At 47.2% G+C, this 14,660-nt stretch carries 12 protein-coding genes; 5 read left to right on the top strand and 7 right to left on the bottom strand.

Features of this window, described 5'->3' with window-relative positions; translation table 11 throughout:
• Nucleotides 1-302 precede the first annotated feature (302 nt).
• The 4 genes from bglX (at nt 303) to GJU87_RS16340 (ending at nt 6,413) form a co-directional block, all read left to right on the top strand.
• On the top strand, nt 303-2,579 hold the full coding sequence (gene bglX, locus GJU87_RS16355; protein ID WP_153640467.1) for a beta-glucosidase BglX: 2,277 nt from the start codon (nt 303-305) through the stop codon (nt 2,577-2,579).
• Between the two features lie 229 nt (nt 2,580-2,808).
• On the top strand, nt 2,809-4,323 hold the full coding sequence (accC, locus tag GJU87_RS16350; protein ID WP_153640466.1) for an acetyl-CoA carboxylase biotin carboxylase subunit: 1,515 nt from the start codon (nt 2,809-2,811) through the stop codon (nt 4,321-4,323).
• Between the two features lie 14 nt (nt 4,324-4,337).
• Nucleotides 4,338-4,856 (top strand): biotin/lipoyl-containing protein, encoded by a 519-nt coding sequence (locus GJU87_RS16345; RefSeq protein ID WP_153640465.1) that lies wholly within the window; start codon nt 4,338-4,340, stop codon nt 4,854-4,856.
• 18 nt (nt 4,857-4,874) lie between these two features.
• Entirely contained in the window at nt 4,875-6,413 is a 1,539-nt protein-coding gene (locus GJU87_RS16340) for an acyl-CoA carboxylase subunit beta (protein ID WP_153640464.1), read from the top strand.
• Nucleotides 6,414-6,463: 50 nt separating this feature from the next.
• Here GJU87_RS16340 and GJU87_RS16335 read toward each other — a convergent pair whose 3' ends face one another.
• The 5 genes from GJU87_RS16335 to GJU87_RS16315 all read right to left on the bottom strand — a co-directional run bounded on the left by GJU87_RS16335 (nt 6,464) and on the right by GJU87_RS16315 (nt 9,644).
• Entirely contained in the window at nt 6,464-6,988 is a 525-nt protein-coding gene (locus tag GJU87_RS16335; protein ID WP_153640463.1) for a GNAT family N-acetyltransferase, read from the bottom strand.
• A 149-nt stretch (nt 6,989-7,137) separates the two neighbouring features.
• Complete coding sequence (locus GJU87_RS16330; protein ID WP_153640462.1) at nt 7,138-8,295, bottom strand: AraC family transcriptional regulator; 1,158 nt, start codon at nt 8,293-8,295, stop codon at nt 7,138-7,140.
• A 163-nt stretch (nt 8,296-8,458) separates the two neighbouring features.
• Nucleotides 8,459-8,683 (bottom strand): DUF2892 domain-containing protein, encoded by a 225-nt coding sequence (locus GJU87_RS16325; protein ID WP_153640461.1) that lies wholly within the window; start codon nt 8,681-8,683, stop codon nt 8,459-8,461.
• An 85-nt stretch (nt 8,684-8,768) separates the two neighbouring features.
• Nucleotides 8,769-9,326 (bottom strand): lipocalin family protein, encoded by a 558-nt coding sequence (locus GJU87_RS16320; RefSeq protein ID WP_153640460.1) that lies wholly within the window; start codon nt 9,324-9,326, stop codon nt 8,769-8,771.
• Nucleotides 9,327-9,401: 75 nt separating this feature from the next.
• Nucleotides 9,402-9,644 (bottom strand): hypothetical protein, encoded by a 243-nt coding sequence (locus tag GJU87_RS16315; protein ID WP_153640459.1) that lies wholly within the window; start codon nt 9,642-9,644, stop codon nt 9,402-9,404.
• A 419-nt stretch (nt 9,645-10,063) separates the two neighbouring features.
• Between GJU87_RS16315 and GJU87_RS16310 the strand changes: the two genes are divergently transcribed.
• Nucleotides 10,064-12,694, top strand: coding sequence for a valine--tRNA ligase (locus GJU87_RS16310; RefSeq protein WP_153640458.1), 2,631 nt, complete (start codon nt 10,064-10,066; stop codon nt 12,692-12,694).
• Between the two features lie 306 nt (nt 12,695-13,000).
• Here GJU87_RS16310 and GJU87_RS16305 read toward each other — a convergent pair whose 3' ends face one another.
• Entirely contained in the window at nt 13,001-13,399 is a 399-nt protein-coding gene (locus GJU87_RS16305; protein ID WP_153640457.1) for an endonuclease domain-containing protein, read from the bottom strand.
• 325 nt (nt 13,400-13,724) lie between these two features.
• Nucleotides 13,725-14,501: a 4Fe-4S binding protein gene (locus GJU87_RS16300; protein WP_153640456.1), complete on the bottom strand. Its 777-nt coding sequence runs from the start codon at nt 14,499-14,501 to the stop codon at nt 13,725-13,727.
• Between the last annotated feature and the right edge of the window lie 159 nt (nt 14,502-14,660).

Below are 14,660 nucleotides of genomic sequence, written 5' to 3'. Positions count from 1 at the left end.
GGTATTTTAATACCGATCCGTGTCGGTGATTTTTTTTCCTTTCTTATTCCTTCGAGAAAAGAGGATTGAACCATGTGTATTTTTCGTTCAAAAAATCGATATTGTTTTCCGTACAATTACTTCTGTTTTTTACAGAAAAGTCGTTCCTTTGTTTCGGATCAATTTGGTTGATTCAACTTGTCAGATATAACACAACTAAAGCAAATTAACATGAAACGAGCCCTGAGAATCAACTTTTCCTATCGGAGCAGGATGGTCGTGGCTAGTTCCATGTGGTAATTGAACAATTAAAAACAAAACACATGAAATTGTCTGCGATTCTGCTATTTGTATTTCTAACCTTGGGCAATAATTTGTACGCATTGAAGCCAAAAGCAAATGATGAAGTCATTGAGAAGAAAGTAAATGATCTTCTCAGTAAAATGACACTGGACGAAAAAATTGGTCAGTTAAATCAGTACACCAGCCAATGGGAAATGACCGGGCCCGCACCGCAGAGAGCATCGGCACAGCATCAGTTAGAGGAAATTAAATCCGGTGCCGTTGGTTCGATGTTGAATGTTGTAGGGGCCGAAGCTACCCGGAAAACACAGGAGCTGGCGGTGAAAAACTCCCGGTTGCACATTCCCCTGATTTTCGGTTACGACGTGATTCACGGGTTTAAAACCATGTTCCCGATTCCGTTGGGCGAAGCAGCCAGTTGGGAACCCGAACTGGCAAAACTTTCTGCTCATGTAGCTGCAGTTGAGGCATCGGCTTCCGGTTTACAGTGGACGTTTGCCCCGATGATGGACATCAGTCGTGATGCACGCTGGGGCCGCGTGATGGAAGGTTCGGGCGAAGATCCGTATCTGGGAGCAAAATTTGCTGCTGCCCGTGTTCATGGTTTCCAGGGCGACGACTTGTCGAGCGACAATACCGTGGCCGCCTGTGCCAAGCACTTCGCCGCTTATGGATTTGTAGAGTCGGGCCGTGATTACAATACAGTCGACATCAGCGAGCATACGCTGCGCAACACGGTGCTTCCACCATTCGAAGCAGCTGTTAAGGCCGGTGTCGCTACCGTGATGAACTCTTTCAACGAAATTGGCGGAACACCAGCGACTGCCAGTGCTCATTTGCAGCGCGATATCCTGAAAGGACAGTGGGGATTCAAAGGTTTTGTGGTTTCTGACTGGAATTCCATCGGCGAATTGATTCCTCACGGTGTAGCTGCCGATTCTGCGCAAGCAGCCGAGCTGGCCATCAAAGCCGGTAGCGATATGGACATGGAAGGTCACTGCTACATCACTTCTTTGAAGAAGTTAGTAGAGGAAGGAAAAGTGGACGAATCGCTGATTGATGATGCTGTTCGTCGCATTCTGCGCGTGAAATTCGAATTGGGTCTATTCGACGATCCATATAAGTATAGTAACGAGAATCGGGAGAAAACCGAAATTCTTACTCCGGAACATCTGGCGGCAGCCCGGAAAGTTGCCCGTCATTCCATTGTTCTGTTGAAAAACGATGAGCATCTGCTTCCGCTGAAAAAAGAAGGGCAAACCATTGCGGTGATTGGTCCGTTGGCAGCTGATAAGGATTCTCCCCTGGGAAGTTGGAGAGCTCAGGCGATTACCGGTTCTGCGGTATCATTGCTTGAAGGAGTAAAAGGAGCGGTTGCTGATCCCAATAAAATACTTTATGCCGAAGGTGCTCCGTTAACCATTGGTCAGCCCAGTTTTACCAAGGAGTTGAAATTCAATACCACTGATAGTTCCGGATTTGATGCTGCTCGTCAGATAGCAAAAAAAGCGGATGTGGTTGTTTTGGCTGTTGGCGAAAATTGTTTTCAAACCGGTGAAGGACGCAGTCAGACGGAAATTAGGATGAAAGGCTTGCAGGAACAGCTGATGAAAGCGATTTACGCTGCGAACCCCAATGTGGTTGTCGTTCTCACCAATGGTCGCCCGCTGGTCATTGACTGGATGGCGGAACACGTTCCGGCTATTGTAGAGGCCTGGCATCTTGGGTCCGAAGCCGGAAACGCTATTGCTGATGTATTGTTCGGTGATTACAATCCTTCCGGAAAATTGCCGGTTTCATTCCCGCGTGCCGTTGGACAATTACCTATTTATTATAATCACAAAAGTACAGGCCGTCCCGATCCGACAGGAACTGTCTTCTGGTCACATTATACCGATCAAAAGAAAACTCCGCTGTTTCCGTTTGGTTACGGTTTGAGTTACACTACATTTAAGTATTCGCCGGTTGAGCTCAGCTCGCACGAAATGAGCATGAACGGAAAACTGGATGTTTCGGTGAATGTGCAGAATACCGGAAAAGTAGCCGGTGAAGAAGTTGTACAATTGTATATCCGCGACCTGGTGGGTAGTGTATCGCGTCCGGTAAAAGAACTCAAAGGGTTCCGGAAGATTTCACTGAAACCGGGTGAATCGCAGAAGGTCACATTTACGTTAACGCCCGATGATTTGGCTTTCTACGGAGCCGATTTGAAGAAAAAAGCAGAACCCGGAGAATTCAAAGTATTTGTTGGAACCAACTCCGATGATGTACAAGAAAACTCCTTTGTTTTAAAATAGACTGAATTTAACATAGCCTGAACCCCGCAGAGTAATCTGTGGGGTTTTTTCGTTTATGCCGGAAAAATTCTTTTAAGCATTTTTCGGTTTTGATTGTTAACCCTGAAGGTTTGTCAATACGAAATTCAGATTTTATAACAAAATGTTCGAAAATATTAATTTATTAACATATTTTGAAAACTCAATGGCAAACTATAATTTAGTCCGAATTTAATAATCAAAAGTTCTTATGATCCGAAAAATTTTGGTTGCGAACCGTGGTGAAATTGCGGTGCGGGTGATGCGTTCCTGTCGCGAGATGGGAATTCAGAGTGTGGCAGTATTTTCAGAGGCCGACCGCAGTGCCATGCATGTTCGTTATGCCGACGAGGCCTGTTTTATCGGACCGTCTCCATCGTCTGAGAGTTATTTGAACATCGACAAGATTATGGATGCGGCAGTGAAATCAGGAGCCGACGCAATTCATCCGGGTTACGGATTTCTTTCCGAGAATGCGGAGTTTGCACGTCGGGTAGCAGAAGCCGGGCTGATTTTTATCGGTCCTTCTCCGGACGCCATTTTGGCAATGGGCGATAAGCTGACTGCACGGAAAATCATGATGGACGCGGGCGTTTCGGTTGTTCCCGGAACCCGTGATCTTATTGAAGACGAAGACAAATTAAAAGAGACAGCAGATTCGATTGGATATCCAATCATGATCAAAGCATCGGCTGGCGGTGGTGGTAAAGGTATGCGCCTCGTAAGGGAGGAAAGTGAACTGGTAAGTTCCTACCGGCGGGCTCGTTCCGAAGCCGGCAGCGCCTTTGGCAACGACGTGGTGTATATGGAAAAATACATCGAGTCGCCTCACCATATCGAGTTCCAGGTGATGGCTGATGAACACGGCAATACCGTTCATCTTTTCGAGCGCGAATGTTCCGTACAGCGCCGTCACCAGAAAGTAATTGAAGAAACACCGTCGCCATTGATGACACCTGAATTGCGTGCCCAAATGGGTGAACAGGCTGTTGCCGCAGCCCAGTCGGTGAATTACGTAGGAGCCGGTACGGTAGAGTTTTTGGTCGATAACGACCATAATTTCTATTTCCTGGAAATGAATACCCGTTTGCAGGTAGAACATCCCATTACCGAAAGGGTAACCGGTGTTGACCTGGTGAAAGTGCAGATTATGGTCGCCAATGGCGAAGAGCTGCCTTTCAAACAGGAAGAACTTACCCAAACCGGACATGCCATCGAATGCCGGATTTATGCAGAAGATCCGAAGAATAACTTCATGCCGAGTCCTGGTCTGATTAAGCACATCACTGAACCGCTTGGATTGGGCGTACGTACCGATGGTTATGTGTACGAAGGTTATGAAATCCCGATTTATTACGATCCGATGATCTCCAAGCTGATCGTGTGGGCGCAAACCCGCGGCGAGGCTATCGAACGGATGAAAAGGGCGTTGTACGAATACAAAATCAGCGGTGTGAAAAACACCATTCCATTCCTGAAAAGAATTATGGAAGCGGAAGATTTTGCGTCCGGTAATTACGACACTCATTTCATCGAGAAGAATCCGGAGGTAATGGAGATACCATCCGATTGTAACCAGGAGTGTGAGGATATGGCACTATTTATTGCCTATCTCGACTACACCGAGAAGATGAAGAAACTGGTTTCGGAACCGACCGAAAACGGTAAAAATGAATCATCTCCCTGGAAAGAATTTGCACGACGTAAAAGTGTACTCCGACTTTAATCAACCATTGAATTATGCAGAACGAAGTAAGAATCAATTCGCGTACAGCGAACGTAGAGCTGCTGGGTAAGGAAGGCTCCAAATACCGGGCACTCATCGACGGTCGCGAATATGAATTTGACGTGGTTCGTGTTGAGCCGGGGATTTATTCCGTGCTTCACAACGGCAAGTCGACCAACATGGAAATGATCGAGGTAGGCAAAGCCAACCACTACAGCGTAAAAACCCTTACCAGTCAGTACGAGGTAGAGGTGATTGATGCGCTCACCCGTTACAGAAACAATACGAAAGGTGATCTGGCATCAGCCGGTAATGTGATTACCACCCCCATGCCTGGGAAAGTGGTTCGTATTCCTGTGAAAGAAGGGGAAGAAGTGGAAGCTGGCCAAACGGTCATCACCATATCGGCCATGAAAATGGAAAGCGAATACAAGAGTGCTTTCCATGGAACCGTGAAAAAGATTTTGGTAAACGAAGGGGACACCATCGAGGGGCATCAACCGCTGGTTGAATTGGAATCCCTTGAAGATTGACCTTTAAATAGAGATTTCATGCAGAAACTTGAAGATAAGTACCGGATTTTTGAAGATAAAAACAAAGCGGCCGAAGCCGGTGGTGGCGAGGCTCGAATTGCCAAACAGCACGACGGCGGGAAACTGACCGCCCGTGAACGTATTGATGTTTTTCTCGACAAAGGAACATTTGTCGAACTGGATAAAATAGTCACACACAGCTGCACCAATTTTGGGATGGATGAGAATAAAATCCCGGGTGATGGTGTAGTGTCTGGTTACGGAAAAGTAGACGGACGTCTGGTGTATGTATTTGCGCAGGATTTCACCGTTTTTGGTGGTTCGCTGAGTCGGACCAATGCCGATAAAATCGTCAAGGTAACGCAACTGGCGATGAAAATGGGAGCTCCAATCATCGGGTTGAACGACTCGGGGGGTGCCCGTATTCAGGAAGGTGTACGAAGCCTGGCTGGTTATGCGGATATTTTCTGGTTGAACGTAAAAGCTTCGGGTGTTGTTCCGCAGATTTCATCCATCATGGGACCATGTGCCGGAGGGGCTGTATATTCACCCGCACTGACCGATTTTATCTTCATGGTAAAGGATACCAGTTACATGTTCGTAACCGGACCGGAAGTGGTGAAAACCGTGACTCATGAAGAGGTGACCAAAGAGCAGCTCGGTGGTGCAATGACGCACAACGCAAAAAGTGGTGTGGCTCATTTCCTCGGACAAGATGACGAGCAAACCCTGATGATGATTCGGGAATTGCTGAGTTATCTGCCATCAAATAACATGGAAGATCCGCCGGTCATCCCGTGTACCGACGATGTAGAGCGGGAGGACGAGCAGTTGCAGACTATTGTTCCGCCGGATCCGAACAAGCCGTACGATATGCACACTATTATTCGTTCGGTTGTCGACGATAACCACTTCTTCGAAGTGATGCCACATTTTGCGCAGAACATTACAGTCGGATTTGCCCGCATGGGTGGACGTACGGTAGGCGTTGTGGCTAATCAGCCCGATCACCTCGCAGGAGTGCTGGACATTGATTCGTCGGTGAAAGGTGCCCGTTTTGTTCGTTTCTGCGACTCGTTCAATATTCCGTTGGTTACTTTCGTGGATGTGCCGGGATTCCTTCCGGGAACAACCCAGGAGTTTGGCGGTATCATTCGTCACGGAGCCAAGTTGCTGTATGCCTATGCTGAGGCTACTGTTCCAAAAATTACGGTAATTACCCGGAAAGCTTATGGAGGTGCTTACGATGTGATGGCCAGCAAGCATTTGGCTGCTGACATGAACATGGCATGGCCTACTGCCGAGATTGCGGTAATGGGACCGGAAGGTGCCGTGAATATCATTTTCCGGAATGATAAGGATGATGAGTCGAAAGCGAAGCGCGTAGATGACTACCGTGACAATTTCGCTAATCCGTATCGTGCAGCCGAGCTCGGTTATATCGATGAGATCATCATGCCGAAAGACACCCGTAAGAAGGTGATTATGGCATTGGAGATGACCAAAAACAAGAGCGAAACCAATCCGCCCAAAAAGCACGGAAACATTCCGTTATAGATAGTGAAGTTAATTGATGAGAAAAGCCTGGCCACGTTGTCAGGCTTTTTTTACGACTGGCTGCGTAGCGACAGATAAAACCGCACATGCGGGAACACCAGGTTTCTTTCAATCTTTTCCGTTCCTTTCCAGGAAAGATCATAACCATACACCGGCGTATTATCATTTAGGTTACTGAAAACAGGGGAGTCAAATTCATAAAAGCCGGCTTCCATTAGTTCTCCCTGGTCTTCAAAAGTGACGATAGCTTTGTAGCCCAGTTCCCATGCGCACATTGAAGCTTCCTGTAGCAAAGCCTTACCTTCTTTCCCTACGGGAAGAACCATGTGACCGATTAGCAGAACATTTGATAATTGTTTCCCGGTTTCCTGCAGGGGAATAAGTTGAAGATGTCCGTTAACTTCTCCATCGGAGCGCGAGATGAAGGAAAGTTCGCCGGGGAATAATTCTTCGCTCAATTCAGGGACAATGCCGTCGGAATATTTATCGTGGTAGAGTTTTTTGATAGCTTTCCTATCGGCATCTGTCGTATGAGTGACGACTATTTTTTCTTTCGTTAATGTTTCGGATTTCATGGGTGTTTTTGTTTGCTGAAAACTGATGAAACAAAACTACCATGCGAGCGTAGAGTGAGCGTCTCATATTCCGAAATCGGGACATGAGCCGGGATGAGACGTGCTGGAAGGTGCTGATAAAGAGAAGAGCGAGGAAGTGAAGTCCCAGTTTATTGAGACACGGTTTCTGCTTCGGCTTGTTTTCGCACAGCACCTGGTGTGAGTCCCGTATGCTCTTTGAAAACCCGGTTGAAAGATGACTTGGAATTGAACCCGCATTCCAGCCCCAAGCCAAGCAGTGAGTAGTGCTGGTATTTGGGATCGACGGCCAACCGTTTGAAATATTCGATACGATACTGGTTCACATACTCGAAGAAATTCTTTCCGAAATGGCGGTTGATGACCCGTGACAACTGGTGGGGCGGCATGTCCATCATCCGCGAAAGGTCGTTAATAGTGAGCGAGCTTTCCAGGAATGGTTGTTCTTCTTTCATCAGCGCACTCAGTTTTTGGGCATCCGCTTCGTTGATTACAGGAATTTCTGCTTTCTGGTCATGCGATTCTTCCTTGGCATGACTCTCGTGAGCCTCCCGGGCGATATTAAGTGGTTCGAACCTGAAAATATTTCCTTGCTGATAACCAAAGTATCCTAACAGGAAGATGAAGATGGTCAGCATCGTATAGAAAAAGAAATCGGCAAAAGGCATTGGAACATTAATGAAAATGAAAAGGATGCCCAATGCCAGGTCAGATGCCAGAATAATGGCAAAGGAAACGGTCAGTCGTCGGAGCCAGAGTAGATCAACGTCATCCCGGTAGGAGTAAACCTGTAGAATTTGTTTTTTGTGTTTTTTCAGTACCCTGAAGGCTGCTACCATAAACCAGACGATAACTGTCATTGACAGAATAAAAGAAGGGAACACACTTAACGGCGGTAGTGTTTCTTTGGTCACCATGTTGAACTTCTCAGTAGAAGACATTTCGACAAACCCCACCATGGAGAGAGCAACCATCAGGGCCGGGATGAAACTGAGCAGGATGGATTTTAGCTTTCGCTTTTCGTTGGTCAGCGTTAGGGCGTAGTTGTACAGAAAAATAGGATGTAATGCAAGTAGCGTTGATTCGTAACCAATCATGTATCCCAACGCTTTGATGTTGCTCATGTAAATAAAGGGAATGACAAGCTGCAACGACAGGAATACCAGCCAGACTCCCAGAATGACATCAGAGCGTTTCCGGTTGCTCCGGGAAAAAATCAGAAACGCAAAGAAGAGTGCATTGACGGTTCCCAGTAAATAGAAAAACCGAAAGATGGAATAAAAAGGCATATGGTCTTTTTTCGGCAGAAATGAAACTTACTAATGCGAATATACACATCTGAAATAAAAACAACCGGCTCATTCGGAAAATGATTCCGATGAAGCCGGCTGTTCCGTGTGGATATTAACCTGTAAATTTTGTCGTCATCAAGGTATTGAAAAAGAATTCCCGTTACTCTTTGGGGGCATCCTCTTTCGGCGCACAGAATGTTTTGATGCCGAAAGGTGCGTAGAGCGGGCAGAAACTGACCAGGCTGGTGAGCACAAAGATAGCCGCCAGGATGAGCAGAATAATGCCAATTATTCCGGTAATAATGCCCGCATAATAAAGGGCAACAAATACAATGGCGAGAAGGACGCGGATGATCCGGTCAGTGTTTCCCATGTTTTTTTTCATAATGAAAGTTTTTAATTAAGGTTTGAACCTTCCCGAATAATTCTTCCGGGTGTGTAAACAAATAAAGCAAAAAATCGTTCGCAAATTACTGTTTGTCCGCCTGTTGTTCAGTAGCTTTCTGGGGAACCACGTACAACTTCGAGGTATCGAAACCCAACTGCTGTGCTTTTTGCAATAGTTTGTCGTATAGGTTTTTATCCAGTTGAGGTGTGCGCGATAAGATCCATAAATACTTATCGGAACTGGCGACCAGCGCATATTGGTAATGTTCTTTGTCCAACGCCACAATCACGTAGTCGGCATAGAAGGGACCGAAAAATGATACCCGCAGGTACCCTTCACCGGGGTTTCCGGCCAGCTTAGCTTTCCCGATGGCCATTTTGTGTTTTCCGTCCGGTTTGTCTCCTTCGTTCTGCACCCGCACCTTGCCATCGTCCCGCAAGGAATAGGTCGCGGTTACATTCACCAGGTCTTTCTCGAAACGGTTGGGTAGTCGGGCAATTTCGTACCACTTGCCCAGGTATTGCTGGAGTTCAAAGCCGGAGACCGGCGCATAAGGTGGTTCCTTTTTCCCGGTACAACCGGAAAGAAAAAACAATCCGGCGACAGCCGAAAGTCCGGTAATGGCAATCCATTTACGCATAGCTAAAAAAGATTGGTTTTAACTATAAAAGGAATGGGAGAGGAGAAAAGTTTAGTCGTGTTTAGTTATAAAGCGTTAACGAAAATACAAGTCTCTGAAAAACCGTCGCCGACCATAGAACGGAACGAAAAGCCGCAGGAGTTCCAGACCGATGCATCCACGAGCCTTTAGTCGGAAATAATCGGTTACTCCACGATAAATAGTGGAATAAAACAATAAAGTAATGACGAACGCGAGACTGTATTCGTTTTCAATCATCCAAAACATCAAAGCAAAGGGGGAAAGGATGAACAGATAATAAACCAGTAGATTTTTCATGGGTTAGTTGTGTTAGGTAAAATGTTAGGATATAAGTGCTGATCTATTAATGGATTAAGAAAGAAAATTACTTTCTGATTTTCAAAACTTTTTGACGAACATACGGATCTGGTATGTGAATGGTCGATTTTGTAAGGTGAACAAAAATTATGTTTTCTAAAAAGAGTATCAACTGTTTGATACTTAGTATTCGGTTTTGAAAATATTGTCATTCCAAAATCCGGGTTCAGGATATTTCTCATTGCTCCTTGTTCATTTCCAATTGTCCACTGAATTTCCCTCAGAATCCAACGGAAACCAGCGACGTTTTTTCTATTTTTGTACCCTTTAAAATCATATTCAGGGAATTCGCCCTGCGAACATCTTCCGGCGAAAGCTGGTTGACTATTAACGAGACATTAAAAAAGAAAAGATATACCATGGAAATCCCAAGCAAGTACAATCCTGTAGAAGTTGAAGACAAGTGGTACCAGTACTGGATGGAACAAGGTTTTTTCCATTCGGAGCCCGATGAGCGGGAGCCTTACACCATCGTCATCCCGCCGCCAAACGTGACCGGTGTGTTGCACATGGGCCACATGCTGAACAATACCATTCAGGATATTTTGGTACGCCGTGCACGGATGCAGGGCTACAACGCTTGCTGGGTGCCGGGAACCGACCATGCTTCCATTGCCACTGAAGCAAAAGTGGTGGGCAAGCTACGCGAAGAAGGTATCAAAAAGGATGACCTTACTCGGGACGCTTTTTTGGAACATGCCTGGGAATGGACGCACAAACATGGCGGCATCATCCTGGAGCAGTTGAAAAAGCTGGGCGCTTCGTGCGACTGGGAGCGTACCGCGTTTACCATGGATGAAAAACGTTCGGAGTCGGTTATCAAGGTATTTGTCGACTTGTACAACAAAGGCTATATCTACCGCGGAGTGCGGATGGTCAACTGGGACCCGTCGGCCAAAACTGCCCTTTCCGATGAGGAAGTAATTCACAAGGAAGAGCAATCGAAACTTTACTACGTTCGCTATAAAATTGAAGATGTTCCCGGTGAATTCGTTACGGTAGCTACCACCCGTCCGGAAACCATTCTGGGTGATACGGCGGTGTGTGTAAACCCGAACGATGGCCGTTTCAAACACCTCGCCGGAAAACGTGTGTTGGTGCCGCTGGTGAACCGCAGTGTTCCCATTATCCAGGACGAATACGTGGATATGGAGTTCGGTACCGGCTGTTTGAAGATTACCCCGGCACACGATGTGAATGACTATGAAATCGGGTTGCGCCACAACCTCGAAGTGATTGATACCTTCAACGATGACGGAACGCTGAGCAAAGAAGCCGGCTTCCTGATTGGTGTCGACCGTTTTGAAGCGCGTAAGCAAATTATCCCGATGCTGGAAGATGCCGGCAATCTGGTAAAGGTCGAAGACTACACCAACAAGGTTGGTTACTCCGAGCGTACTGACGTGGTGATTGAACCGAAGCTCTCGGCACAGTGGTTCCTGAAAATGGAAGAGCTGGGCAAACCGGCTTTAGACGCTGTGGAGAATGACGATGTGCAGTTCTTCCCGCCCAAGTTCAAAAACCTGTACCGTCACTGGATGGGGAACATCAAAGACTGGTGTATCTCACGCCAGCTGTGGTGGGGACATCGCATCCCGGTTTATTATCTGGCAGACGGAAGCTTTGTGGTAGCAGAAACCGATGAGAAGGCATTGCAATTGGCCCGCGAAACAACTGGTCGCATGGATTTGACCATTGACGACCTGCATCAGGACGAGGATGTGCTTGATACCTGGGCTTCATCGTGGCTGTGGCCAATATCCGTGTTTGACGGCATTAGCGACCCGGATAACAAAGAGATTAATTACTATTACCCGACGAACGATTTGGTAACGGCTCCCGAGATTATCTTCTTCTGGGTAGCCCGTATGATCATTGCCGGATATGAATATCGCGGGACTTTCCCGTTCAAAAATGTGTATTTCACCGGTATCGTGCGCGACAAGCTGCGCCGCAAGATGTCGAAGTCGTTGGGGAACTCGCCCGACCCGCTGGACCTGATTGCCAAATACGGCGCCGACGGTGTTCGTGTGGGTATGTTGCTCTGTTCACCGGCCGGAAACGATATCCTTTTCGAGGAATCGCTGACCGAGCAGGGAAGGAACTTCAGCTCGAAAATCTGGAACTCTTTCCGTCTGGTACATGGCTGGGAAGTGGATGCCTCGTTGCCACAACCGGAGCATGCGCGCCTGGGCCTCGACTGGTTCAACGCTCAGCTGAACGAAGTGATTGCTACTATGAACGATCATTTCAGCAAGTACCGACTGAGCGATGCACTCATGACCATCTACACGGCCATGCGCGACGACTTCTCGGGTTGGTTGCTCGAAATCGTGAAGCCGGCATATCAGCAGCCCATCGACAAGCAGACCTACGACGAGTTGGTAGCGTTGTTCGACAAGATGCTGCGCCTGTTGCACCCGTTCATGCCGTTTATCACCGAAGAAATCTGGCAGTTGCTGGGCGAGCGGAAAGAAGGCGAGTCCATCATGATGGCAGAATGGCCAACGGTTGCTGAAGCCGATGCTTCGCTGGTAGAGCAGTTCGTGAATATCGAAGAAGCGGTAACCGGCATTCGGAATGTGCGCAAAGAGAAGAATATCGCCAACAAGGAAGAACTGAAAGTAGCTGTTTATCCCGGTGAAAAAGGTTATTCTCCGGTGTTCGATGCGGTGCTTAGGAAGATGGGGAACCTCAGCGAGCTGGAGGTGGTGAACGAGAAAGTCGACGGCGCGCTGTCGTTCCGTGTGAAATCGACTGAATACTATATTCCGCTGGGCGACCTGGTGAATGTGGAAGAGGAGATAGCCAAGATTGAAGAAGAATTGAAATATACCCGCGGCTTCCTTACTTCGGTAATGAAGAAGCTGGGCAACGAGCGCTTTGTGAACGGAGCCCCAGAACAGGTGGTAGCCACCGAGCGCAAAAAGCAGGCCGATGCCGAGGAGAAAATCAAACTCCTGGAAGAGCGCCTTACCTCGTTGAAATAAAGAATTGATTTACCTCGTCCAAAGGTAACTTTCCAAAAACCTGACGAGTCTTCGTGGCTTGTCAGGTTTTTTTTTGATACACCTCGATTTCTTATAAACTCTGTTGTTTATGAAGATGAATGTTATTCGCTTTCAATCTTACACCCCTACTCCGAAGTATCGGAGCCCTAAAGGGGACTTAACTCTTCGATGAAGGTTTCTTCACGTCATCATTATTCGTTTTTCTGGCAATTTCAACGCTCCACAGCTAAAGCTTTCACTGCCCTCAAAGCCCCTTCAGGCCCCGAATTATCGGGGTGGGGTGAATTACTGAAGTTCCTTTTGCCTGTCTATACAAATTTTCTCAAGATTCATGAGTACCTGGTCCAGACTATTCAGCACTTCCTGGTTGGTAAAGCGTACTACTTTGAGTCCCCATCTTTCCAATTCTGCTTCTCTTCCGATATCATATGCTTTATTCGTTTCAGACAGATGAATTCCTCCATCGATTTCAATAATCAGTTTCAGTGGATGACAATAAAAATCAGCAATAAATATATCGATAGGATGTTGCGGTCTGAATCGTAGGTTAAGCAATTTCTTCTCTTTAAGGCACTCCCACAGTTTTAATTCTGCCTCGGTCATGTTTTCTCGTAACCGTTTCGCTCTTTCAAATATGATAGGGGGAGCATTATAAAACAAGGTGACTTTGTTGCTGATACCCATTGCGAAATGATTTAGTTAGTTTACTAGTCTTCACCCCTATTAAGGTAATAGCAAATTAGCAACTTTTGGTATTTGTGCCAACCATCCCATGAAAAGTACTGCTTCAACATCTGCTCACTGTCCCGAAAGCCCCTTCAGAGATCTGGGGTGAAATTATGGTTCAGACCATTACCCCTAAATCCCCTGAAGGGGACTTGGCTCCTCGATTATGGCAATAGTAAATTGGCAACTTTCGGTATTCTAATTAACCAAATGACTAAAGCACTGTCGCAGCAATTGCTCACTGTCTTAAAAGCCCCTTTAGGGGTTTGGGGTGGTTTATATTTTAGAGGTTTGTGACAAATACCTCCGGCTCCTTCCTTTCCGAATAGTTATCCACCAGCCACTGACTCTTTTCGTTGATAAAACCCGAATCATTTATGCGGGCACCGGTGGGGCACTCCTTGATGCAGGCACAGCAGAGAATACAGGCGCTGGCATCGGTTTCGGGGAGGTCGTAGAGTGTGATGGCGCCGGTGGGGCAGACGGACACACAAATACCGCACTGGTCACATTTCTCGGCAATGGTAACGGGTGCGATGGGCGGCTTTTGTCCCTGGGGTTTGTACGGAAAGTTCCCGGGAACCGCTATCGGGGAAAGTGTCTTTGCCTCCTGTAGTAGTTCGCTAATTTCTGTACCGAAGTCAGCTGCTTTCTGCAAATCGTTGGTATCCGGCCGGCCGGGAGCAATCGGGTAGTCGCCGGTGGTGTACGAATGTTCCCCGATGAAGGCAGCAGCAGCGATGGGGACAAAGCCCTGTTCGGTTACGATGTCGCGGAGTTCGAGCAATGCATCCTCGTAAGCGCGGTTGCCATACACCACCACGACCACGGCAGGTGTTTGATTTCCTTTGATTTGTTTCATTCGGCGGGTTGCTTCGGCAGGCACGCGACCGCCATACACCGGCACCCCAAAAAGGGTGATTTCATCGGGTGCAGCTTCCCATGCAGGAGAGCTGAGTGTAAGGTCGATGTGTTTGACCGGGTTGCTATTAAGGCCATTGGCAATTCCCTCCAGCACTTGCCGGGTGGTGTGCGTTGGTGAAAAATAGATTAATTGCATTGTTTCCTGGTTTGTTGGCAGCAAAGGTAGGAAATATCGATGGTCGTTAGGGCTGTTGCGGTCGAAAGCTCTTTCGTATTTCAAACGAAATCATCGCGCGACCGCTTTCCCTACAATCGTTGATACCCCGGGGCGTTGCCACCGGGCTGAATTGAATTG

This window comes from Prolixibacter sp. NT017 (genome assembly GCF_009617875.1).
Classification (GTDB): Bacteria; Bacteroidota; Bacteroidia; order Bacteroidales; family Prolixibacteraceae; genus Prolixibacter.
This window is presented reverse-complemented; position numbering and strand designations above follow the sequence as displayed.